The sequence below is a fragment of the uncultured Eubacterium sp. genome (assembly GCF_937958975.1).
In the GTDB taxonomy this organism is placed as follows: Bacteria; Bacillota; Clostridia; order Lachnospirales; family Lachnospiraceae; genus Eubacterium_G.
Genome location: NZ_CALGRE010000057.1, coordinates 1 through 23965 on the forward strand (window position 1 = coordinate 1; position 23965 = coordinate 23965).

Below are 23965 nucleotides of genomic sequence, written 5' to 3' on the forward strand. Positions count from 1 at the left end.
GTGGGTCAGCATAATCTGTCTCCCATCTTGTGCCTTTATTTCCATCTGTCGCATAACTTGCCTTTTGCCTTTCATTATAGAATTCGGATCCCCTAATACTTTTTTAATACTGAAATCTCTAGGCATTTTTCTTCACCTCCATCATATTGATAAATTCATCAAAAAGTCTGTCGGAATCCTGTGGTCCCGGACATGCTTCCGGATGGAACTGAACAGTAAAAATACTCTTGTTGTGATATCTAAGTCCCTCTACGGTTTTATCATTTACATTCACAAACGCTACTTTTGCAATTTCAGGATTTACAGTATCACCATCCACCATATAACCATGATTTTGAGATGAAATATAAACATGACCCGAATCTAAATCCTTTACCGGATGATTTCCACCTCTGTGACCATATTTCATTTTCTTTGTATCTGCTCCGGTAGCCAGAGCCATTAACTGATGTCCCAGACAAATCGCAAAAATTGGAATATCTGTATTATATAATTTTCTAATCTGTTCTATCTGATAAACACACTCTTTTGGGTCTCCCGGTCCATTTGACAACATAATTCCATCCGGGTTACTCTCAATAATTTCTTCTGCAGAAGTATCACATGGATAAACAGTGACATTACACCCTCTTTTATGTAAAGAATCTGCAATATTATTTTTTGCTCCGATATCCAGTAAGGCTACATTAAAACCTTCACCACTTAATATTTTCTTTTCTCTGCACGAAACTGCCTTTACTACTCCTGTCACCTTATATTCCCTAATCTTTGGAAGCACCTCATCAAGATTATAATTTTCATTGGTGGTAATCATTCCATTCATTGTACCCTTTTCACGGAGAATTTTCGTGAGCGCTCTTGTGTCAATTCCTGCAATCCCCGGAATCTCATTCTCTTCTAAAAAATTTTGAATAGTATCATCGCATCTGAAATTACTAGGTATACGACTCAATTCATTTACGATATATGCATCCGGCCATGGCTTTAATGACTCCATATCTTCATGGCAGATACCGTAATTTCCAATAAGCGGATATGTCATACAGACTGCCTGTCCGGCATAACTAGGGTCAGTAAGCACTTCTAAATATCCCCACATCGATGTATTAAACACGATTTCTGATATTATTTCTTTTGTAGCTCCAATAGATGTTCCTTGAAAGACGGTTCCGTCTTCTAAGATTAGAAAAGCGTTCATAAGTGTGTTTCCTTTCGTAAAATTATAGTAAAATATGTAGGAATTTAAACAAAAAAGCGTTCGCTTGCGAACTCTCCAGCGCCGAGCGCAAATGTGATTCCTACATATGCCCAAATTGAAAATATTATAGCAGAAAAGCGGACTTTATACAATACTATTTTCTCATATATACCCTCTTTTTTTGATTCACAAAATAATCTACCAATTCGTTATATAATTCTTCCTGTTCTTCGTGTGTCATCCCTTCAATTATCTGTTCGATGTCATCGATATGATTAAATTTTCCAAACAATATGTAGTCGGTTGAAATGCCAAACTTCTCTTTCAATATTTTGAGGCTCTTAATTGTAATTGTCATTGTACCTGACTCAATTTTTTTATAAGCCGACAGGGAAATTCCCAGTTCATATGCCATATTCTCCTGTGTATAATCCATATCCATCCGGATTTCCCTAACTCTGTTCCCAATTTCTAAATTTTTCTTTCGTTTTTCTGTAAGCATTTTTCACCTCTTATTCATTCGTCTCTTTCAGCAAATTTAAATAATTTACTACCAAAGCTTTTAACTTGTTTCGTTCTTCTTTTTTTAATTTATATTCATATTCTTTATCTCCAAGTGTAATCTTTATTTTAACATTTTTATTTCCGGCAATTTCCTGTAACTTTTCCACATCAACTGTTGAAAATGCCATCATATTATACGAATTACCATCTTCAAACTTTTTCTTTTCATCTTTGAATATATCAAATGACATCTCATTCTTTCCCGACGAAATAGAAAACTTCTTATTGATTTTATTGTCTTCTGCTAAATCAGCTATATTATAATATCCACCGAAAATAATTCTCTGGTCCAGATAATTTTCTCCCTCTTCGCATACAACATAAAATCTGAAATATAAACTAAATGCTTCTTTTTCACTTTCTCCTCTATACATAGGGAACTCAAATCTATAATAGGCATTTTCTTTTTTATTGCCTTCCAGTTTACTATCGTTCCATATTGCCTCAATTTTTTCTATATCAAGGCTTATTTTTTTGCTCTGTATCGTTACAGTCTCTTTAATCTCATTATTCTTTCCTGCAAAATAACCATTCATATTTAGTACAATAATAATTGCCAGAACTATTATTACTATACTTGTTGTAAAAATTACAATTGATTTCTTAGATGTTTCTTTCATTATTGCCTCCGTATCTTAACCTTTTTACATTACATACATTTTTAATGATACGTTATTACAATTGGCATTGTCAAGATGAAATCCCCGCTGGTTTATACTTTTTACAATAAGTTTTCATATCCATAATACTCACATGAATCGGAGAAAAATTTTTCACTAATTTCTGTATCATTTTCTCATTATCGTAACTTTTTCCTGAGATACAGTCCGTTAAATAAATCAGATTTTTTCCACTATCTATTATCGAAAATAATGTAGAAAGTATACAGCAGTCTGCCACTACACCACACAAAATAATTCTGTCATATTTTTCTGACACGTCTTTTACTTCGTCTGTCCATGATGAATAAGTAGATTTATCATAAACCGGAAATTTATTGGTATATAACTTTAATTCTTGTACAATATCATTTAGATAAACGCTGTTATTAATCTTTTCATTTACTTTATTATAATTTTCCCACGTCCCAATAGGCTGTGGCTTAACAAATCTGGTAAATGCCGCATCAACTCCTTTGTCCAACAGATATCTAATTTTCCTAATTGTCCCATATATAGAAGGACATTCCCATTCATTTCCCGGAAGATATACATTCTGCATATCTACGATTAACAATAAATCTTTTTTCACTTTTCGTACCAAGCCTTTCAAATAAATACTCTATCAAAAACAAATCAAATCTGTCTTTGATAGAGTATTGCCCTTATTTTCGTCTCTCTTTTATCCTCTCGGTATTCCCTCTGCCAATCTTGTAATTCCAACATATATCTGTGATATCTTATACCATGTTGCGAAATCCACAACACCCGTCTGCGGTAAATCAAATATTTTCTGAAACGCTCTGACCGCTGCCTGAGTTCTCTCGCCAAATATTCCATCCGCAGCAATCCTTGGTATTGCTGTATAAACTTCAGCAATCGTATCTAACTGCTCCTGCATTTGTTGTACTTTCTGTCCACTTGCACCGATATCCAAGTTATATCCCGGCCATGAAGCTGGGATTCCTGAAATCTGTTCCGCAGTATTTATATACATATCATCTCCATAGTAGTTTCTTATTATTTCCAGAGTAGAAAATCCCTGTTCTCCCAAATTGCATGAGCCCCACTGACTCAGCCAATTCGGACATGTCACTCTTCTTCCATCACAATACTGGGTCAATATCGGCTGTCTGACATCCGGCAGCGATAAATACTGGTCAAATATATTGTCTACTACACGGCTAATGGATTCAAAAATATTTCTTCCATTAATCCATTTCTGGTCATATGCCGTAGACGATGTAATTGTAAAATCATAACCTTTATTTCGATACCATTCCGTATAGACACGGTTTAAAGTAAATGACATAATTGCCAAAATATTTGCTTCTAATGTAGCCTGTGGCCATGTAGCATATATTTCGGAAGAAGCCACATTTTTAATATAGTCTTTATATGTTACATAATAATCTTTTGCATTGCTTGAAGGTGTTCCATCATGTACAATTACATATTCCGGTACTACTACACGACTTAAAACAATTTCTCCCGGCTCACCCATATCTTTGATATCATCCTCCGGAATTTTAGGAGGATATTCGTAATACAAAGTATGTGGACCTATCACAATATTTTCTGTCGCTTCACCTTCCAGTCTTCTAAGTTTTACATTTTGAATTGCTAAAGACTGTGGAAGAATTTCAACATTTTCAATATTCTCCGTCTCATATCCCGGTGCCTCTATTTCTACATCATAATTTGCATAAGGCATTAAATCATTATTTTCATTTAAACTTAACTCCAAAGGCGGAGCATCTAAATCTACAATCTGGGTCTGACCGGAAACATCAGTCTCTAACTCCTCCAGAATATCACTGGGAACTACCGGTTGTTCCGGTAATGTCCTTGGTTTTCTTATAATTACTCTGGCATCCCTGATGGGAGAATTTTCACTATCTACTACATTTACCTGCAACTCTCCTTTATCCTGTGCATTCACCTGCATTTTAATAAGCATATTTCAACCATTACTTTACAAACTTAATCTCTATATTATATGAATATTAGCGAGAAAAAGACCTAACATTTCCCGTTGCCGGATTACTAATGATTTTTCCATCTTCCTGAAACCGTGACCCGTGACATGGACAGTCCCATGTATGCTCTATCGGGTTCCATTTTAGAGCGCAGCCAAGATGAGGGCAACGCTTTGTCGTCGGTATAAGTAAATTCTTTACTGCCTCTAATCCATTCAAAAAAAGCTGTGGTTTCAAAATACTACGGCTTGGTGAAAAAACCTCTTTCCACTCATTTTTTCTCTCTGTTATCAAATCACATAAAAGTATTGCTGACACCATTGACGAAGTCATTCCCCATTTATTAAAACCGGAGGCAACATATAAATCCGGAGTCCGTTTCGAATATTGTCCGATATAAGGTATCGAATCAAGACTCATACAGTCCTGAGTTCCCCAAGCATATCTTTCTTTTGCAAAAGGATAATTTTTAGCAGCAAACTCTCTTAATTCTTTCCAATTCCCTCCACTTTTTCCTGTTCTATGACTTCCTCCTCCAATCAATAAAAGATTCTTATAATTTCGAAATGACATACCTGTCTCTTTCTCGTCCATATACATTCCGCGAACATCTTCTGCATTCTCTAGTGCAATCACATAAGAACGATGTTGATAAAGTTTTAAAAAATAACTGCCATGCTTGTTTAAAAACGGAAAATGTGTCGCAACAATTATTTTTTCTGCATTAATTTCACCACTATCACTCCATGCCTTATGTGGTGCAAGGTCCTTAATCAATGTATGCTCATATATTTTTAAATCTTTCATAATTTCATTCAAAAACTTCATTGGATTGTATTGCGCCTGCCGGGGAAACTTAATCGCACCTTCAGTTTCCAATGGCAGAGGAATGCTTTCTACAAATTCCGCATGAAATCCCAAGTCATTTACAGCACGCACTTCACGTTCAATTTTTTCTCTATCTGTTATCGTGTAAATAAATGAATCCTTTTCTTCAAAGTCGCAATCAATTTCTTTTGCAAGTTCTCTATACTTTTGTAGTGCAGCTTCATTTGCCTGTAAATATATCTGAGCATTTTCTTTGCCAACAGATTTCGTAATCTTTTCATATATTAAACCATGCTGGGAAGTAATTTTAGCCGTCGTTTTACCGGTGACTCCGCTACATACCCTATCAGCCTCTACTAATACACAATCTACTCCCGATTTTTTCAACATATAAGCACAGAGAATCCCACAGATTCCACCGCCAATAATTAAAACATCTGTCTTGATACTTCCCTGTAATTTTTCAAATTCTAAAACTTGTTGCTGCTTTGACCAAACCGATTTTAACATACACTTTCCCCATTTCATGTTTTTGTTAGTTTCTGCAAAACTCAAAGTTTCATGCATATTTGAAATTCATCGTATTTCAGAATAAAGAGTTCGCTTGCGAACTCTTTCGCGAGGTGCGGGTTCGCATGGACAACTACCTTTTCGCGCCTCTGCACCTTTCCGCCGTAGCGAAGCGAGGGGGACTTTCCTCTTCCTGTGGAGCATTTTTATTACTCAACCGTTATGTCTGCTAACTCATATTTAAGAATCTTATTTAACTCCAATAAAGATATTTCCACTTGGTAGCCTATCCTGCCACCGCTAAATATAATATGTTCAAAATTTCCGGCACTATTATCAATAAATGTCCTAAAAGTCTTTTTCATTCCAATCGGTGAACACCCGCCGTGAATATAACCGGTCAGACCTAATAACTCTTTAGACTTTAGCATATCAATCTTTTTTTCTTCAACACATCTCGCTGCCTTCTTTAAATCAAGCTCCTTCTCTACCGGAACCAAAAACACATAATGTTGTTTCGATTTTCCAACTGTTACTAAAGTTTTAAATACCATAGCCGGATTTTGTCCCAATACACTTGCCACATCGCTGCCACTGACCGCTCCTGTATCAACATAACTATGCATCTCATATTTTATTTTTTTCTGTTCCAGGAGTCTCATTACATTTGTTTTATCATCGTTATGCTTCATTATAATCCCTCTACATTCTTACATTCTGCTTCAACCATTTTGTTACACCTTTTGTCACACCATAACAATATATCTATATTTTACATTATACTCATATTTTTACCAAAGCCAATAAAGAAAATAGTGTAATCTTACATTTCGAAGATTACACCATTCTCTCTAAAATTCTTCCTAATTTAATTCAAAGATAAAACTTGTCCTTTTTTAAAATCACTCCCCTATTTATTTTCTACAATTGATTTTCTTTCCGAATACTCAATTGCTGTATATGAATTATTTACAAGCTTTAATATACTATTATATAAATAGTCATGACCTGTTTTATTTGTCATCATACAACCCTGATATAGTTTATCTGCAACATGATACGCCGAGTAATCCACACAATCTGAATATACATATGTACCATCTTCTAACTTGGCATACGCTCTAACTTTCCACACATCACTATATTCTGCTGCCACCTTTGATGTAAACTGTACTGTCATGGAATAGCTTGTCGCCAAATCGGAATCTGAAAATACTTCCGTACATTTTCCATTATTCGTGCTATCAAAACTCTTCACATAATTACTTGTACTATCCACACGCAAATCTGATTCTTTCACAAACTTTGAGAGAGAATAAATCATGCCGGAGCCTGCCACTTTCTTTCCGTCAATAGTCCTGTCTACTGAATATAGTGTTCTCATGCCTTTGTTGGTTGCACTAATCTGATATCCGTTAACCTCAATTCCACCGTCAATTGTTTTAACCGGGTCTTCTTTCACAACCCCTGATGGTAATGGCTGTGGTGTTGTTGTAGGTCCATATACTTCCAATACCGTTTTCCCATCATTGTATGTTACAAAGTGCATCCTATCAATACACAATGCTCTCGGCTCTGTCTTTGTAAGGCTGCTGTGGCGATGATATACCATAAACATTTCTTTTCCGTCCGGTGACTCCGTAATACAATGGTGTCCCGCACCATGGACTAAAGAGTTTGACTGCATAATCGGATTATGCTCATATTTCGCATATGTTCCAAGGGGGCTATTACTTGTAGCATATCCGCTTCCATAAGAACTGCTCTCAAAGTGTGAACCGGAATATGTCAGATAATATACGCCATCTTTCTTTAACATAAACGGTCCTTCACAGACTCTCGCTTTATTTGTCTCCCACGCTGCCTCAGGTGAAATTAGACACGTTATTGTCGAATCGTCCATCGTACGCATATCAGGATTCAACTTTGCACCATAAATATGATTGCCGTTTGCCGTACCATTTTTGTCATAAAATCTAACAAAATAAATATAATACTGACCATCATCATCCTTAAATACATGGGCATCAATCTCTTTTCCCTCATGCATTGGTTTCTTTTCTTCCGCAGTCTGTGTAAATGGTCCCAGCGGTGAGTCACTTGTTGCCACACTTAAATGTTCATTTGCCACATAGTACATATAGAATTTTCCATCCTTCTCAATCAAATCCGGCGCCCAAAATCCCGATGTACCATAAACATTATCTTTGGATAATGCCCATCCTCTGTCAGTCCAATTGACCAAATCTGTAGACGTAAATACTTTAATTCCCTGATTTGCACCATATGTATTTGTACTGTACATATAATACACACCATTATGATAAAGTACATCCGGATCTGCACAGCCGCCAAGCACATTATTTGTGTAACTCTCTCCAATGTCAGGAGATGTAAACTCACTCACTTTCAGATTTTTAAATGAGGAACTACATTGCCAGTGCCTGAAACCAACACTACCCTCTTTAAAATCATCATCTGTCGCAACGACTTTAGCATAATTTTTACCATTATAATTTACATATCCATTTATCACGTTTCCTGAAACAGTTACAGCCACATGATAATATTTATTATAATCAACTGTCATCTTTCTTTTGGCAATTTCTGTCCATGTACTTCCATGTACTTTTCCTAAGATTGCCTCTTTTTTCCTGCCATCAATTCCAAAGTAGTATCCATCATACCCATCCGTACCGCCGGATGTAGGATTTTTCACCCTGAAAATAATTCCACCCTGATTGCTGTCAGCACTGGTATTTTCCTTTACCATGATATCAGCTTCCACAACAAAATCCTTGTAATTTTTGTCAGCTACAACCACTTTATTGGAATTTCCGCCACCGATAGTGAGAACATTTGAACTCACACTGGCATCACTTGCTGCTGTTCCCGTATAATATTCAAGCCCTCTGTCATTGGAGAAATTATTGCTGTACATTTCCTCTCCTGTTCCGGGAATTTTTGTGCGGCCGGCTGTTCCACCCGTAGGATTTGTAATTACAATTTCCCACTTCTGATTATCATCATTGGTCAATGCCTGCTGTTTTACTGCATAGCTATTACTCTCACCCATATCTGTCAGAGCAAATAAACTTGCCTGATTAATAATTCGAAACTTTCCATCCGATAACTGCTCTAATCTAAAGTTCTGCGCAATGTTTTGATTTTGTTCCCATGTCTGATATTGCTTATCTTTATCTTTAGAGGCCGAAGGATTATCCAACGCCCTTGTCGGTGCACATTTTGGTACAATCGTATACCAACCCTTACTTGCTTCTTTAAACATATACTGTTGTGCCGCCGACTTATTGGATTCCCATGTGCGAATTTGTAAACTATTTTTATCTTCACCATTCGGAATGTCTAAACATCTGCCTGTAGCGACATTTCGTATTGTATAATACTCTTTTGTATCTACCGCCGAAAAATCTGTATCCGATGGCTTTGCTATTTCTACTCCATTCGCAATAGGTTCCCCAAAATATGGATTATCACCATTCCATGTGAATAACTGCATGCGAACGTCTCTTGTCCATCCGCCACCTTTATATCTCGCTGCATGGTAGACAATCCAATCCTGTGTGCCGTCTTTTGACTGTACAAAAGATGCATGTCCCGGTCCATATACAGAATCTGTCTGCTGAAATACCGGCTGACTTGCCTTGCTCCATGAAGATGGATTTAAAAAATTACCATCGGAACATGTCAATCTTCCCAAACAATAACTGTCTGTCCAGCTTCCGCTGGCAGAATAAATAATATGTACTTTATTATTCTTAATTAGAACTTCCGGCCCCTCATTTACCTGCGGAGATGTATTTGTCTCCCAATTGTAAGTTGGTGTTGATATACAAACTCTATTGGTAGACAGGGTCCATGGATTACTCATCTCTGCAATATATATTTTCTGGCTTACATTCGTATCACCTTCCCAGCCTGACCATACACTGTAAAGTTTTCCATTGTACTCAAAAGCTGTGGCATCAATCGACCACTTATCATTTACATCTGCCAGTCTGCCCTTCAATACATAAGCACCATCTGTCGGGTCGTTCGGATTTGAACCACCCTGTAACACATAAGTTCTATGGCTGTCATTTCCCCCTCTGTTTACTTCCGGTGCAAAATACACATACCATCTTCCCTGGAGATACATAATTTCCGGCGCCCAATAGGATGACAAGGTCTCGCTTCCCACATAATCATTCTGGAATATTTTTATATATTTCGCCACACCTAATTGGTCTAACTTATCCATCTTATATAAACCTACTCCACCACTTGACTGACATAGATAGTAAGAATCTCCTGCTCTGATAACCCAAGGGTCCGCTCCTGAATATCGAATAGGATTCGTAAAACTATTTGTCTGTCTCACCTGTTCAATTTTCCACAACTGCTTATTATCATTGGCAACTGTTTTCTGCTGTAAACTTCCCTCGTCCTGTAAAGCTTTCTTGCTGACTCTATTGATAATACGATAAGTTCCATTTCCTGCTGTGACAACTCTAAAATCCTGAGCCTCATTTCCATTTTGCTGGTAAATCTGCTGAACTTTTCCATCTTCTGTTGAGCGTGATGTATCATCAATTGCTTTGGTCTGTCCACACATTGGTATTATCACATAATACCCCTTATCCACCGACTTAATAAATTTAAACTCCTGTGCAACAGTACCATTGTTGGTATATGTCTGTAATTCTGTATTGTCATCTGTGTTTCTATTCGGAACATCAATACATTTACCTGTTGCAACATTTATAATTCGATAAACAGCATTCTCATCAATATCCGCATCATTGCTTACATCAATATCTGCCGCTTCAGCTTGCGGAATATTATATCCGCTGCATACCTGAGTAATTACAAGAATAACTGCCAGTATTCCCGTAATCACCATTTTAACAAGTCCCTTCATCTTATACCTCCCTTTTTAATATAATCTCATACTATTTTATAGTATCAAAATAACAATTATTAGGATAAGGTATTATTTTTCTATAAAGGTCTATATTTTCAAACAATATAGCACTTATCTTCTTTTCGTCAATTTTAATTATCCTAATAAATGCTTTGTTTTTTTATCTTTATATGTTATATTATACTAAATATATGTTATATCATCTTTCTATAAAGGAGTATTATGAATATTAGTAATTTTGAAATCGGAGAAAATTTGAAAAAAATACGGTTATCGCAACAAAAAACCTTAGATACTGTTGCCAATTTGACGGGTGTCAGCAAACCAATGCTTGGACAGATTGAACGTGGAAAATCTATTCCAACTATAACAACACTTTGGAAAATTGCAACCGGATTAAAAGTTCCCCTTTCCTCGTTTTTAGAAGAACCACAAACCGAATACACAATTGCTAAAATTACAACTAAAAATGTTATCACCGAGGATAATGGGAATATGAGAGCCTATCCTTTATTTACTTATGACCCAATTCGCAATGTCGAGACTTTTTATATTGAATTTGATAAAGGATGTCAACACACATCAGAAAAACATAACGAAGGTGTTGAAGAATATGTTTTCGTCCTTACCGGAAAATTACAACTTATATTAAATGATAAAGAAATTATCTTAGAGGAAAAACAAGCCATCCGTTTTCGTGCAGATATTCCTCACGCTTATAATAACCCTTTTCATGAAGACTGTACTATCTATAACACCATTTATTATCCACGATATTAAAAAATTAATAAGGAGATTCAATATGGCAATTGAAAAAGTAAAAGAATATTTTAAAGAATTTAATTTAGAAAGCCGCATACGGGAATTTAATGTATCCAGTGCAACCGTAGAACTTGCTGCCAAGGCTCTGCACTGTGAACCTTGCCGAATAGCAAAAACACTTTCTTTTATGGTAAAAGAGAATCCTATTTTAGTTGTTATGGCAGGAGATGCCAAAATAGACAATCCCAAATACAAATCAGAATTTAATACGAAAGCTAAAATGCTATCCCCAACAGATGTAGAAAAATTTATCGGTCATAGTATTGGCGGCGTTTGTCCCTTTGCCATAAATAAAGACGTTACTGTTTATCTTGATTGTTCTTTGCGTCGTTTTCCTACAGTTTATCCGGCTTGCGGGAGCAGTAACAGCGCAATCGAGTTATCCATAGAAGAATTAGAAAAATATTCTAATTATGTTAAATGGGTAGATGTATGTAAACTGTATTAAATCACCGGAAACATCATCAGACACATTCCGGGATTGTATGCGGTGGTCAAAATCAATTTAGAAAGTTAATTATTTTTTCTCGTCATTTATACAAAAAATGTGAAGTCGAAATGCTGCGACTTCACATTTTATATTGTTTGTTTTTAAAATATTATTTTTTTACCTTAATTCTTTTAACGCCGGACCATTTACCATAAATTTTATTTCCATACGCATCAACTTTGTAAGCTCTTACTCTCACATATAATTTTTTCTTATTCTTAAGTTTTTTAGAGCGAATTGTTACACTTACCTTTTTAACATTCTTTTTTACTAAAACCTGTTTATCTGTAAATTTCTTTGATTTTGAAATTTGAACTGTATACCCTGCAACATTCTTAATTTTTTTGATGGAAAGTTTAACTTTTTTAGAAGATAATTTCTTTGCTGGAATCTTAGCAAACTTAACCTTTTTCGGAGCTTTTACACCTGTTGTTTCCACTTCTGATGATATTTCTTCATTTCCAGATGTGGTAATTTCTTCTGTTGTCTCCTCCTGCGGTTCTTTTACCATTGAAATATCATATACAAAGTCATCCGAATTTACATTTAAGGAAAATGCTCTAGGGTTACTACTCTGGTCATATCTTGCCATATCAAAAAGAATGGCACCTTTTAAACGTTTGCTATAACCGATTGTTTTTTCTCCAATAGCAATACCTAATTGTGTTGCATAATACTGGACTAATTCAGGATTCTTTTTATAGATTTCCATCATTTGTGCATCTACTGTACTCTGAGCAGCTTCTAGTTTTGTCATATATGTCTTGTAAAAATTCTTAATAGCATCAGCATATCTGCTTCTATTCGCATTTGCTAAAACACTCACAGCACGAAATGCCCAATAAGCAGAGTCATCATTATAGGAGTATGCTTCCATCTTATAAGAGTCTGATGTATCCGTCATTGCTGCTGTATAAAATGGTACAAATACAGAAAGGTCTGCACTGTTCATACACAACCACTCAACGGTTGCTAACTCTGCCGGCATGTTCGGACGAATCTGAAAAATATGGCATTCCATAGAAGAAGGAACACCTATCATTCTTGATATCTTTCTTTCTCCAAAATCCATACCTTCATAGCGGTATCCCGCTAATTCATAAAGTTTCTCCACTGTAATATCAGCACATGTAAAGAACATATCCTGGAAATTATCTGTATAAATTGCTTCATTGTCATTTCCGGATAATAAATACTGCCCACCACGGATTCTATCTGCATTTCCTGCTGAGTATCCGTTTCCTACATAAGACAATTTTACATTGATATCTCCCTGATTCACTGCCTCAACATAAAATCCATTTTCCTTTGCCAATGATACAAGATTTTTTGATGCAATTACATTTTCTGTATCTGTTAAATCAACATCTCCGATTACAAGACAGTTTGGAATAATAGCAGCCTTGTCCTTTGGAAGCTTAATTGCACAATAATTATGCCCTGTAAGCATTTCAAAATACCATACTTCGTTTTGGTCTGCAATAAATAGTCCATTTCCCTCACCGGCGCCAATTGTATCGATTACATTTGCCAGAATCTCTACACCATCCCTCGCACTTGAAGCCTGACATAAAATATAATCTACCAGATTTTCTTCCGTAATACCTGTTCCTCTAACATATGTATCAAACTTTGTTACATTCCTTGATGCGGAAGCCGATGTGGTAGCTGACATTGATACCCCCAGCTCATTTTCACCTGCTTCACCAAAAAAACCGTCAGCAGCCTCAATACAGTCACGAACAACGGTATAACGATATGTTTTTGTCACCTTGATTGGTCCGCTAAAGTTTGTTGCCCCTGTAGTGTCAGTATATACAGCATTCTCTCCTACTTCCTCAGCCGGAATCACTTTAAATACCTTATCACCGTAAGATTTCAAATCTTCTGTACGACCATACATAATGGAACCGTCTGCGGTACAATCTGAACCTACATAGTAAGATGTACATGCCATTGCCGGTATTGCCATTGCTATTGTCATACCTACAACAATGGCAAGCGCTGTCATAATTTTTCTCATTTGTCTCCTCCTTCTCTGATAAAACCTGCGTAGCCCGTCTTTATTTTTATCCACGCACATGAATACAACGGAGATTCACCTAAGTGATACTCCGTTGTACTTTGTTAATTATATGCATATTTATGCAATTAGTCAATAGTTTATGTGTATATTTATACACTATTTAACAACATTTATTGCACAATAATTGTTTCATCTGTATAACCCCTTTTTCCTGTGAAACAATAATTGCTTCTAAAATCGGTATTAATTCGGGGCAAATATCATATTGAAGTGCATTCCTTGACATTTTGATGGCACCTTCATGATGAGGAATCATCTCTCTCATAAAATTGTCATTCAGTTGATTTGTTGTACAAGAATTACTCATTTCAGAAAACATAACGTCTATAATTTGACCTACTCTTCTCTCATACAAGTTTACATCTTCGCATGAGTTGACAAGTTCAGAACAATAATTTTCGATTTCCAACATATTTTCAATACTCTTTGTCTGTTCCTCCACAATTTGCAAAGCAATATTCTGCAAAGAAACACAAGTCGTATACTGTAAAAGATTTTTTGACATTTCAATCGCAGCTTTATGATGCGGAATCATTTGTACAATAAAATTATGAGATATACTGTCTGTAAGTTCTGCTCTCGTCATCCCCTGAATCATTTCTTCCAGGATACCATAAAATGCATTTAAATAATTTTTTGTAACATTACTAAACTTGCACTGATACATATTTTATTTCCTAATTTATTACATTTTATTTATTATATTCATTTTAAGATTAAAATATGGTGTATTTAACGGATACAACTTTCTTATCTCTTAGTATTTAGCATAATACTACTATTTTTCTCGGTGTAGTCTGTGGCGGTATACTTCTTGTAGTTACCGTATAATAAACTAATAGATTCTGATTTCCAAGATTACAATTAAAATTTTGTCCATTGATAGTTCTTACAATCGTATTTCTTGCAACATTAAGCTGTAACGAATTATCCGTAGCAACTAAATTATTATTGAATTGATTTATCATTACCTGCTCGTTTCTGCCCACTACAGTAACCAGCTGTGCGGTATACTGTGGTGGAAAAATAAGCGGAACCGGAAGACTACTGTCGTAAAATGCTGCCACCTGCATTCCCACCCGAAGCTGCCTGCTGTCTATCACCGTCGTCTCAGAATTGATTCTAAAGTTGACAATTCCATTTCCTGTGCGCAGAGACATCATCTGACTGCAACAGTCTCCCTCATTTGTAATACTTAAAATTGTTCCCAATATAGGCACATAGTTTGTATAATCCATAAAAAACCTTTTTTCTTTACATTATGTATTATTCTGAAAATAAGTTCTTATGATTTAAATACATTATTGCTTTGCAACTGTATTTTTCCAAACAAACTCTTTCTCCCTATAGTTCGCATCAACAATCTTAAGAATATTTGTGTATAGGTAATTATGTGCATCATAATGATTCATCATACTATTATTATACAACTCACCGGCAACATCAAAAATTGTAAATTCTTCGACATCACTATATACATATGTACCATCCGAAAGAAGAGCGTATGCTTTAATACTATATTTGGTCTGAAATTCTGCTGATGTCTTTTCCGCAAAACGCATCGTCATTGCAAAACTTGCCGCTGTTTCAGAATTAGAAAATTGATTCGCGTGTTGCCCCAAGTCAATTGTGCCTGCACAGCTCTTTACATATACATTCTCACTCTCCATACAGATTTCATCCCCAGTAACATAATCAGATAGAGAATAAATCAATCCACATCCTACAACATCTTTTCCGTCAATTTTATTTTCAACAGAATAAATTGTCCTAAATCCTTGAATATTTGTACTAATTTGGAATCCGTTAATCTCTATTCCACCATCAATTTTATTGGACACCGGCGGAGTTTTCTGTTCTTCTATATATGCAGCCAATTGGTCATTGTAACTTTGAAACGCACTATTATAAATTGGATTGTAATAATGATTCCATGAAAACAAGATATGTGTCTCTGCATATTGCCTTGTTGCCTCAATCTGAGAAATAACCCTGTCTACAGAGGCTGAACTATATGATGCAGTAAAGGTTTCGTTATTGACCCAAAAACGAAGTCCTTCTTTCGTTTTGGCTGCTTCTGCAAGCTTTCCAATCCATTCCGGCGCTGTATCAATTTTGTCCGGATGCTCGCCAATGCAGTCTTGTGGTGCAAAAATATCGCCTAATTTAAAATTTGTCTTTGCAAAAACCGATTTCCAAAAATTACAATACTGTGTTCCGGTAGAAAGTGTACGATTAAAATATGGTGACAGCATTAGGGGCTTATCCGGACAATTCTGCTCAATTGCTTTCAGATATGTATTAAAATTATCTGCAAGAATCTGAGAATAAACACCATTGTCTGTACCTGCGCAGGCTGAATCAAAATTCCATATCTCATTGTTATAGTACCATCCACCAATCTGCTCTGCATAATCAGAACTATAACGATTCCAAATTTCTGTAATCATTTTTGCAGAAACTTCTCCATTATAAGCACACCATTGAGCAAAATAAGATTCTGTTGCCAAATCTGCATTTGAAGATGCAGCTGTCGGAATCCCCCAGCCAAATTTCCACCACCTGTCATCACTGACTAAACCGATATAAATTGTCATATCATTCTCTTTTGCAGCAGCAAGTGCCTGTTTTAACTGGTCCATGGAATTATTTGCACCTTTTAACTCCGGAATTTCTGTAGGATAAAGACTGTAACGACTGGTCGTAGTATATTTGCTCCAATCCTGCCCATATTCAGAACTTACAGAGGCAGTCGTTGCCCAGTCATAAGAACTTTGAAGAATGAGAGTTTTCATCCCCAATGATTTCATTGCTGCTAATTCCTGATTCCATCGCTCCTGACTCCAGTCACGGCACATCCATCCCTGTAGAAAACTTCCTGAAATTAGTGGAGTTTCACTGTCATGGGAAGCGCCGAAAGTATCACATGGGTGCATTCCCCCTAGAGATAACCCTAAAACTAAAAATAAAGACAATAATATTTTGTAAAATTTCATTTTTTCCTCCCTTTTCATTACATATAATCAGTATTAATCTACGATATAATATATTTTTACATAATTATAGCTTTATTCCATGCATATCACAATGTGTTATTGTTATAATTTGGTACAATTTATATATATTTCTGATTATTCTATACAAGCAATCTCATAAATGGATTTCATATCAACAAATTTGTCTAGAGTAATTAGTTTTCCCAATCATAAAAATCTCAAAAGGACTGTAGGATTATTCCCACAGTCCAATCACTCATTTATATGGTCTTAGTCGCTCCCAATTTTTCCATTCCCTTTTCCATTTTCTTGTTCAATACTAATAATGTTTTATATATGAAATCCCATTTTTGACATTTGATTATTTCCAATGTTTTAAACCTGGTACAACTGCCTCCATATGAGCTCTAACTTGTTCCGGCGGCCAGCTTTCATTTGACATATGTTCAACACAAAAATCAATCAATTGTTCCTTGCTTGTATATTTGAACTCACCATCAGCATAGCACCATTTACAATAATCCTCATTAAAATAACCATCATTTTCCTTGCTAATAGTTGAATCATCTAGTGGCATGCCACAACACTGGCAAATAAGCTGTCTCGGTTCACCTAAAAGCGTGTTTATTGATACATCAAACAATTTTGACAGCAACTTAAGTGTTTCCGTGTTTGGTACAGTTTCTCCATTTTCCCAACGTGACACTGCTTGGCGGGTAACAAATATCCTTTCTGCAAGTTCGTCCTGAGACAAGCTATTTTTTGTCCTAAGTTTCAATAAAATATCCTTAATTTCCATAATAATCACCTCCGAAAACAATATACCATTATATTATTAGATTAACAAGCAACTGGCTGTTGCTGTGAAGTGTGATTTGTTGCATAAATGGAAAAGAAAATCAAAAAAATTTTTGTACGAAAAAAGCCCGCACAAAACAAATAGTCTGTACGAGCTAAAAAACTAAAATATGCAATTATTTTAAGATTATGCTGTGTTGGAACGTATAGTATGTTGTTTAAAACTTTCCATAAGATAATCTCCTCTAAATAATATTCGTTAAACTTTTCCTTTGGTCCTTTTTACTACCCAAAAGAAAAGCACCAGTAAGCATATATTTATGATTACAAGAATTAGTAGTCTTTCCGTATCTATTTCTCCATTTATAATCGGAAATAGAAATGATGCATTTTCTTCTGTTAAAATTTCAAATTGACAGAAAGACCAATACCCTAGTGAAGCCAAGTAACCGATAATGACATTACTCCCCAGTTGTGAAAGAAGAAGTCCTAAAAGCCCTAGAAAAACAGCATACAAAATGGTTACAGACACATATTCTAAAAATGGGAAATCGCAGTTTTGAAGTTGCATGATACCTGCAAATACAGTAACCATAATTACAATCAGTAGAAAACCGCATATCAGCCGAATACATACACTCTTTCTATATGACCATGCTTTCGTATAAACAATCTCTTTTACCGCAACTTCCAATTCTTGTTTGGTTATAGGAATTAAAAGAAATATCCCAATCAGAGCCAAGGATTGTCCGAATACATCTGCGGAATGAATGTTATCTAAATTAGAAATTCCTCTTATTACAGGGATAAGGAATGTATAGCCAACCGCCAACAACAAGCTATTTTTGAATGTGAGCGGTAAATCTATTCTTAAAAAATCCAAAATGCTTTTGCAAGTTGAAATCATAGTTTAACTTTCCACCTCTTTTCTTGTTATACATTGCAACAGATAATCCTACCAATATCAAAGATAAAATCACAAGCAATCCTCTATTCAAACAAATCAAAATAAAATCTTGATTGATAAGTTCAGAACCTTGCAATATATTATGACGTATCATTAACGTATAAATATTTGTGTCCCCCGACAATCTTGTCATAGATGAATCAACAAACCACCATATAATCTGTACTAAAACAGCTATCGGAGTAGCTGTTAAAATCGTCAAAAACATTCCCAAGGAAGTAACAATCATTGCTGTCGGCAACAGCCACCATACAATATATTTCAGAAAAGCGAACACATCTATTACAATACCTGTATCAGCAGAAAATTCAACCAATGGGATTAACGACTCTAAGCTCAAAACAAATATCGGTATCATAACAGCTGCAAGCATTGCCAGAAAGCGAATAGTAATAAGTTTTATAGTTCCAATCTGTTTACAGTCAATCAACTCATTCATACGATTTCGTCTATCCTTTAACCAGAAGATAACTACTAAAAACACAGGATATAAGCCTAAATCCCTTGTCATATAATCACAAAACAATCTTGCAAAAGCAGTAGAAACCTTATCCTCATAAATTGTTTTATCATATTCATTCATTGCTTCTTCATACGTCATTTCAGACTGCCCATAATATTCTGTTAATGTTTCCATAGAATAACTAGAACCATTTCCAACAATATCTTCTACTTTTGTCATAAGTTCCTTAAATCGTTCATAAGATACTTGTGATATGAAATTTTCGGTAAAATCATTCGATTTTTGAGTTATATCACTTTCTGCCGGATTAAATGTAAAACCCTCATTCGTCTCTTCTCCATTAGCTCCAATGTGAAAGATATTTCCATTCACAGCAGGAAAATAATCATCTGGAAGATTATTAATCTGCTGTTCATTTAACCCTGTTATCTCCTTGATTATATCTAAAATCTCTTTTTGTTCATTTTCATTCAAAATAATTTCCTTATAATAACCAAAAGGGTATGTTGCATAAGAGTTTGCAAGATATTCCATAATTAGCTTATCCGTACCACCACACATAATTTTTTCCGGCACTTCTTTATTTTTCATTCCATAACTTTCTGCTTCTTTCTCTGGTTTTTTCAGTATTGAGCCACCTGTCAGTTTAGAAGAAATAGACATATCATTTCCCTGCGAAGCAGATATTTCTTTCGTTGTTACACCGTAAAAATTTTCATGCCAGCTAAAAAGCACAAAGCCAATAAACAGTACATATACAAAACTAAAGCAAATTTTTTTCAATTCTTTGATAAACAGCATTTATTCCACCCCCTGCTTAAAACTTGATAAAAGATACATATAACTGTCCTCTATCGTAGGCTGACTGGAAAACCATTCCTTTTGTGGAGAAGTGTCTGATAAAAAACGACAAGATACATCTGCTCCATTTTGATGAATACTGATAACACGATATTTCTTTTTAAACTGATTTAATTCATTTGGCATAATCGTAGTGGTATAGACTTTTCCAGCTCCAAGTTGTAACAGCTTCTCTATTTGCCCTTCAAAAATAACAGTTCCGGCAGATAAAACAGCTACTTTAGAGCAGGTGGCTTCAATATCACTTGCTATATGCGTAGATAATAAAATAATCCTTTCCATTGCTAATCCAGAAAGAAGATTATAGAAACGTAATCTTTCTTCTGGGTCAAGTCCTGCCGTTGGTTCATCAATAATCAAAATTTGAGGGTTACTTAACAATGCCTGTGCAATACCGAAACGACGTTTCATACCACCAGATAAATTTTTAAATCGTTTATTCTTCTCTTGTTCTAAATTCACTTGCCTCAAAAGTTCATTGGTACGCTTCTTACGAATATTCTTAGGAAGTTCCGCCAAAATCCCAAGATAATCTAAAGCAGAATAAACCGTCATATTAGGATATACTGAAAATTCCTGTGGAAGATAACCAATTATTTTTCGGATTTCTTTTTTTCTTTTTATATCAATTCCATTGATTTCTATAGTTCCAGTTGACTGCTCCAATAATGTAGCTAATATTCGCATAAACGTTGTTTTGCCAGCCCCATTTTCGCCCAGCAAACCATACATACCAATGGGAATATGCAAAGATATATCTTTTAAGGCACATTGTTTCCCATAATTTTTATTCAAGTGTTCAATTTTAATTTCCATAAAAAAACCTCCTTACGTTTTCTGTAAGGAGATTATTTCATATAAAAGTCAATTTTTAGAAAAGTTTCCGCTTATTTTTTAATCTTAATTGTAATAATAGCTCCATGCTCGGCGGTATTATCTAAGCATATATCGCCACCCAATTTTTCGCAAAGTATCTTACAAATTGATAATCCTATGCCAAAGTTCCCACCATTCGTAGAAGAACTGAAAAAGAAAGAAGTAGCAGATTTTAATTCTTCTGATGTAAATCCTACGCCATCATCCTGTATTGAGAAATACAGATATTCCTTTTTTTCTTCGATTGAAAATATAATTTTTTCATACGAAAAGCGGAGTGCGTTGTCAAAAACGTTTTCTAAAATTTTTAACAACATAGCTTTATCTGTTGTTATAGAAGTAGACTTTGAAAAATCCTGTATAATGAGTTTTTTACTTTGCTTTGTCGCTAAAATAGAAAATTCTCTTGTTATGTTGGTAATAAGTTCTTTCAAATTGTACTTCTCTTTTTTGATTTCAATATCTTCCATTTTTTGTATATCTTTCACACACTCTACATATCGTTTTAATCGTTCAACAGCTTCTGTCATATTTTTAATTGTTGTCTGTAAAATTTCACTTGTAAGAGTTTCTCTTTCGATTGCTTTTTCTAAATAATCAAGATAACCATTGATAACTGTAATCGGCGTTCTTAAATCATGTGAAACAGAAGCAGTCAGAGCTTTTCTTTCTTGTAGCATATCCCACATTTTACGATTGCTTATATAAATCTCATTCTTCATGTGTTCAAATGTATCACATAACTGTCCTAATTCATCATTAGAAGTATATGGTATCTGAAAATCTAAATCCTGCTGTGAAATGTGGTACATACCATTTTTCAGATGTTCAAGCGGTATCTGTAATTTCCATTTGTAATATAATTTTGCTACCATAAAAGAAGCGATTATAATATAGATGATAGGTAAAGCTATCATAAGAACAGTAACCCCCCAGTAATGCATTTTACTTTTTGAGGGAAGTTCTCCATGTGAATATATCTGCGGTGTAACAATCATTCCGCTTTCTGTTTCCGTATTATGTTCATTTATATTATCTGTTATATATCCAGTAATAATAATAGGTCTGGTATCAAGTATTTCTTGCTGGATATTTGAAAATTTCAATATTGTAACAATCGAAAGCACACTAACCAGACTAAGACAGAACACCGCTAATAATAAGAGAGATTTTTTTAATGACATTTTTTGAAAAGTTTCTTTTATTTTTCCCATTTATATCCAACTCCCCAAACCGTAATAATATATGCTTTATCCGTAAATTCACTAAATTTCAGTCTTATTTTTCGTATGTGTTCTTTAATAACAACACTATCTCCATTACCGTCAATCCCCCAGATACATTCGTAAATTTTTTCTCTATCAAAAACCTGTCCTGCATTTGAAGATAGTAATTGAATAATTTCAAATTCTTTATTTGACAATTCAATTTTGTTTCCTTTGATGTAAAGACTTCTGTCTGAATAATCAATAACAAGTTCTTCTGAAAATTTACTTTTCGTCTTATTATGACTTCTTTGTTCACGCCGTAAATGTGCAGAAATTCTTGCCAACAATTCATTTACGGAAAACGGCTTTGTAATGTAATCATCTCCACCAGCCATAAGTCCATTGATTTTATCCTGTTCTGATACTCTGGCAGTAAGAAAAATAATCGGACAAGAAATGAAATCACGAATAGATACACATAAGTCCAAACCATTCATTCCAGCCATATTGATATCTAATAAAATGATATCTGGCGAGCAGGCTAATTTATCCAAAGCTTCTTTTGCGCTACTGGCAACGTAAACAGCATATCCATCAAATTCGAGTTGTAATTTCAACATATCTAAAATGGATTGTTCATCATCTACAAGTAAGATTTTATATTTCTCTTTCAATATTTTTCACTCCTTATCAACAAGATAGAAACTTTATATCACGAAAAAGTCAACTTTTCGCCAATTTTTAATTTCCTCATTAAAATTAATTTTATTAAAAAAGATATGAAACAGATATTGAACTAAAAGCCTTTTCGACTGTTTTCCAAGTTCCATATGCCAACCTAATAGATAGTGAGACGATGTAAAAAAATTCAACTTTTTATCCAATATTTATTCTGTTTTGGGAGCATGGTCGATAATCCACAAAACTGCTCTTATTAGTCCTTTCTCCGATACTACTTCTTCCTCTCCCGCATTCAATACGATTCCATCAATGTTTTTCTTATGTTCAATTATACCAATTGAAACAAATAAAAGATATGTGAAAGATTATGAAATCAGAGCATTTGCACAGCTCTTTGATGTTAGTTATGATTATCTTATTGACTTAAAGCCAATGAACTATGACTTTATTTCACACGTTCATCGGCTCTACGTCTATGCGTCTGGCACTGTGATAACTGTTATTTGAAAACTTTTGACTTCAATCAAAGATTCCTGTTTGCATTTCGGGCAGTAGAGAGGATAATTTTTTAATATTGTATCTTCTCTAATTTTGTTTCTTGTCTTATTATTGCAAATAGCACAATATATCCATTCTGTAGATTAGCTCATATTCATGCCTGCCGATTATATCGCCTGTGGCTTTCTGCCGATTATCATAGTCCACTTGTGGTTAAAGCATATTCCTTCATCCGTTTGATATGGCTGTAAACCAGTTTTGCTTATGCCCTCTAAATCATCTACAAATAGACTTGTAATATCACGCCTAACGCCTATCGGTGTTTTTGTGAAATCCAACCATTCAGACAAATTCTTTGTCATTCTTGTACTATCATGCTTTTCCACAACGAGATGATTGTCTGAATATAACTTCAACATTTCTGCTTGGCTCAAATTTCGGATATGTGACGGTTCACGCAGCGTTTCTATTTTGTCCTGCGTTGTCCGTAAATTTTCCTCTGTGGCTTCCATATCAATAAAAACAAATTTGCCACCACTTTTTAGCACTCGTGCCAT

General features: G+C 34.9%; 23 protein-coding genes. 3 read left to right on the top strand and 20 right to left on the bottom strand.

Features of this window, described 5'->3' with window-relative positions; all coding sequences use genetic code 11:
- Positions 1–118: 118 nt before the first annotated feature.
- From Q5O86_RS10470 to Q5O86_RS10505, 8 genes are all read right to left on the bottom strand, one after another.
- Complete coding sequence (locus tag Q5O86_RS10470; RefSeq protein ID WP_302627096.1) at positions 119–1198, bottom strand: carbamoyl phosphate synthase small subunit; 1080 nt, start codon at positions 1196–1198, stop codon at positions 119–121.
- A 154-nt stretch (positions 1199–1352) separates the two neighbouring features.
- On the bottom strand, positions 1353–1700 hold the full coding sequence (locus Q5O86_RS10475) for a helix-turn-helix domain-containing protein (RefSeq protein WP_302627097.1): 348 nt from the start codon (positions 1698–1700) through the stop codon (positions 1353–1355).
- A 10-nt stretch (positions 1701–1710) separates the two neighbouring features.
- Positions 1711–2382 (bottom strand): hypothetical protein, encoded by a 672-nt coding sequence (locus Q5O86_RS10480; protein WP_302627098.1) that lies wholly within the window; start codon positions 2380–2382, stop codon positions 1711–1713.
- 70 nt (positions 2383–2452) lie between these two features.
- Positions 2453–3034 (bottom strand): isochorismatase family cysteine hydrolase, encoded by a 582-nt coding sequence (locus Q5O86_RS10485; protein WP_302627099.1) that lies wholly within the window; start codon positions 3032–3034, stop codon positions 2453–2455.
- Between the two features lie 69 nt (positions 3035–3103).
- A complete protein-coding gene (locus Q5O86_RS10490) occupies positions 3104–4381 on the bottom strand; it encodes a peptidoglycan-binding protein (protein WP_302627100.1) in 1278 nt (425 codons plus the stop codon).
- 46 nt (positions 4382–4427) lie between these two features.
- Positions 4428–5738: an FAD-dependent oxidoreductase gene (locus Q5O86_RS10495; protein ID WP_302627101.1), complete on the bottom strand. Its 1311-nt coding sequence runs from the start codon at positions 5736–5738 to the stop codon at positions 4428–4430.
- A 209-nt stretch (positions 5739–5947) separates the two neighbouring features.
- Positions 5948–6430, bottom strand: a complete 483-nt coding sequence (gene ybaK, locus Q5O86_RS10500; protein WP_302627102.1) for a Cys-tRNA(Pro) deacylase — start codon at positions 6428–6430, stop codon at positions 5948–5950.
- A 218-nt stretch (positions 6431–6648) separates the two neighbouring features.
- Positions 6649–10659, bottom strand: a complete 4011-nt coding sequence (locus Q5O86_RS10505) for a family 43 glycosylhydrolase (protein ID WP_302627103.1) — start codon at positions 10657–10659, stop codon at positions 6649–6651.
- Positions 10660–10884: 225 nt separating this feature from the next.
- On the opposite strand from Q5O86_RS10505, the gene Q5O86_RS10510 reads away from it, so the two are divergent.
- Together Q5O86_RS10510 and Q5O86_RS10515 are read left to right on the top strand one after the other, a co-directional pair.
- Complete coding sequence (locus tag Q5O86_RS10510; protein WP_302627104.1) at positions 10885–11442, top strand: helix-turn-helix domain-containing protein; 558 nt, start codon at positions 10885–10887, stop codon at positions 11440–11442.
- Positions 11443–11464: 22 nt separating this feature from the next.
- Positions 11465–11932, top strand: a complete 468-nt coding sequence (locus Q5O86_RS10515; protein WP_302627105.1) for a YbaK/EbsC family protein — start codon at positions 11465–11467, stop codon at positions 11930–11932.
- 151 nt (positions 11933–12083) lie between these two features.
- On the opposite strand, the gene Q5O86_RS10520 is transcribed toward Q5O86_RS10515, so the two are convergent.
- From Q5O86_RS10520 to Q5O86_RS10565, 10 genes are all read right to left on the bottom strand, one after another.
- A complete protein-coding gene (locus Q5O86_RS10520) occupies positions 12084–13997 on the bottom strand; it encodes a C69 family dipeptidase (protein ID WP_302627106.1) in 1914 nt (637 codons plus the stop codon).
- A 163-nt stretch (positions 13998–14160) separates the two neighbouring features.
- Entirely contained in the window at positions 14161–14727 is a 567-nt protein-coding gene (locus tag Q5O86_RS10525; protein WP_302627107.1) for a DUF305 domain-containing protein, read from the bottom strand.
- 97 nt (positions 14728–14824) lie between these two features.
- Positions 14825–15298: a hypothetical protein gene (locus Q5O86_RS10530; RefSeq protein WP_302627108.1), complete on the bottom strand. Its 474-nt coding sequence runs from the start codon at positions 15296–15298 to the stop codon at positions 14825–14827.
- Positions 15299–15361: 63 nt separating this feature from the next.
- On the bottom strand, positions 15362–17056 hold the full coding sequence (locus tag Q5O86_RS10535; protein WP_302627109.1) for a DUF4434 domain-containing protein: 1695 nt from the start codon (positions 17054–17056) through the stop codon (positions 15362–15364).
- Between the two features lie 361 nt (positions 17057–17417).
- On the bottom strand, positions 17418–17855 hold the full coding sequence (locus tag Q5O86_RS10540) for a zinc ribbon domain-containing protein (RefSeq protein ID WP_302627110.1): 438 nt from the start codon (positions 17853–17855) through the stop codon (positions 17418–17420).
- A 258-nt stretch (positions 17856–18113) separates the two neighbouring features.
- Positions 18114–18737 (bottom strand): hypothetical protein, encoded by a 624-nt coding sequence (locus Q5O86_RS10545; protein ID WP_302627111.1) that lies wholly within the window; start codon positions 18735–18737, stop codon positions 18114–18116.
- Positions 18694–20085, bottom strand: coding sequence for an ABC transporter permease (locus Q5O86_RS10550; protein WP_302627112.1), 1392 nt, complete (start codon positions 20083–20085; stop codon positions 18694–18696). The genes Q5O86_RS10545 and Q5O86_RS10550 overlap by 44 nt, the downstream gene beginning before the upstream one ends.
- Positions 20086–20961: an ABC transporter ATP-binding protein gene (locus Q5O86_RS10555; protein ID WP_302627113.1), complete on the bottom strand. Its 876-nt coding sequence runs from the start codon at positions 20959–20961 to the stop codon at positions 20086–20088.
- Between the two features lie 71 nt (positions 20962–21032).
- Positions 21033–22235: a HAMP domain-containing sensor histidine kinase gene (locus tag Q5O86_RS10560; RefSeq protein WP_302627114.1), complete on the bottom strand. Its 1203-nt coding sequence runs from the start codon at positions 22233–22235 to the stop codon at positions 21033–21035.
- Positions 22223–22903, bottom strand: coding sequence for a response regulator transcription factor (locus tag Q5O86_RS10565; protein WP_302627115.1), 681 nt, complete (start codon positions 22901–22903; stop codon positions 22223–22225). The genes Q5O86_RS10560 and Q5O86_RS10565 overlap by 13 nt, the downstream gene beginning before the upstream one ends.
- 316 nt (positions 22904–23219) lie before the next feature.
- Between Q5O86_RS10565 and Q5O86_RS10570 the strand changes: the two genes are divergently transcribed.
- Entirely contained in the window at positions 23220–23417 is a 198-nt protein-coding gene (locus Q5O86_RS10570) for a hypothetical protein (RefSeq protein WP_302627116.1), read from the top strand.
- Here the strand turns inward: Q5O86_RS10570 and Q5O86_RS10575 are convergent.
- Positions 23384–23539, bottom strand: a complete 156-nt coding sequence (locus Q5O86_RS10575; protein ID WP_302627118.1) for a cysteine-rich KTR domain-containing protein — start codon at positions 23537–23539, stop codon at positions 23384–23386. The two genes, Q5O86_RS10570 and Q5O86_RS10575, sit on opposite strands and share 34 nt — an antisense overlap.
- Positions 23540–23575: 36 nt before the next feature.
- Positions 23576–23965 (bottom strand): hypothetical protein (locus Q5O86_RS10580; RefSeq protein WP_302627117.1); only part of this gene is annotated, 390 nt, incomplete at its 5' end.

Excerpts from the sequence above, each read along its gene's own strand:
- Q5O86_RS10470 (WP_302627096.1), bottom strand. The coding sequence starts at position 1,198 with ATGAACGCTTTTCTAATCTTAGAAGACGGAACCGTCTTTCAAGGAACA.
- Q5O86_RS10475 (WP_302627097.1), bottom strand. The coding sequence starts at position 1,700 with ATGCTTACAGAAAAACGAAAGAAAAATTTAGAAATTGGGAACAGAGTT.
- Q5O86_RS10480 (WP_302627098.1), bottom strand. The coding sequence starts at position 2,382 with ATGAAAGAAACATCTAAGAAATCAATTGTAATTTTTACAACAAGTATA.
- Q5O86_RS10490 (WP_302627100.1), bottom strand. The coding sequence starts at position 4,381 with ATGCTTATTAAAATGCAGGTGAATGCACAGGATAAAGGAGAGTTGCAG.
- Q5O86_RS10495 (WP_302627101.1), bottom strand. The coding sequence starts at position 5,738 with ATGTTAAAATCGGTTTGGTCAAAGCAGCAACAAGTTTTAGAATTTGAA.
- ybaK (WP_302627102.1), bottom strand. The coding sequence starts at position 6,430 with ATGAAGCATAACGATGATAAAACAAATGTAATGAGACTCCTGGAACAG.
- Q5O86_RS10505 (WP_302627103.1), bottom strand. The coding sequence starts at position 10,659 with ATGAAGGGACTTGTTAAAATGGTGATTACGGGAATACTGGCAGTTATT.
- Q5O86_RS10510 (WP_302627104.1), top strand. The coding sequence starts at position 10,885 with ATGAATATTAGTAATTTTGAAATCGGAGAAAATTTGAAAAAAATACGG.
- Q5O86_RS10515 (WP_302627105.1), top strand. The coding sequence starts at position 11,465 with ATGGCAATTGAAAAAGTAAAAGAATATTTTAAAGAATTTAATTTAGAA.
- Q5O86_RS10520 (WP_302627106.1), bottom strand. The coding sequence starts at position 13,997 with ATGAGAAAAATTATGACAGCGCTTGCCATTGTTGTAGGTATGACAATA.
- Q5O86_RS10525 (WP_302627107.1), bottom strand. The coding sequence starts at position 14,727 with ATGTATCAGTGCAAGTTTAGTAATGTTACAAAAAATTATTTAAATGCA.
- Q5O86_RS10530 (WP_302627108.1), bottom strand. The coding sequence starts at position 15,298 with ATGGATTATACAAACTATGTGCCTATATTGGGAACAATTTTAAGTATT.
- Q5O86_RS10535 (WP_302627109.1), bottom strand. The coding sequence starts at position 17,056 with ATGAAATTTTACAAAATATTATTGTCTTTATTTTTAGTTTTAGGGTTA.
- Q5O86_RS10540 (WP_302627110.1), bottom strand. The coding sequence starts at position 17,855 with ATGGAAATTAAGGATATTTTATTGAAACTTAGGACAAAAAATAGCTTG.
- Q5O86_RS10550 (WP_302627112.1), bottom strand. The coding sequence starts at position 20,085 with ATGCTGTTTATCAAAGAATTGAAAAAAATTTGCTTTAGTTTTGTATAT.
- Q5O86_RS10555 (WP_302627113.1), bottom strand. The coding sequence starts at position 20,961 with ATGGAAATTAAAATTGAACACTTGAATAAAAATTATGGGAAACAATGT.
- Q5O86_RS10560 (WP_302627114.1), bottom strand. The coding sequence starts at position 22,235 with ATGGGAAAAATAAAAGAAACTTTTCAAAAAATGTCATTAAAAAAATCT.
- Q5O86_RS10570 (WP_302627116.1), top strand. The coding sequence starts at position 23,220 with ATGTTTTTCTTATGTTCAATTATACCAATTGAAACAAATAAAAGATAT.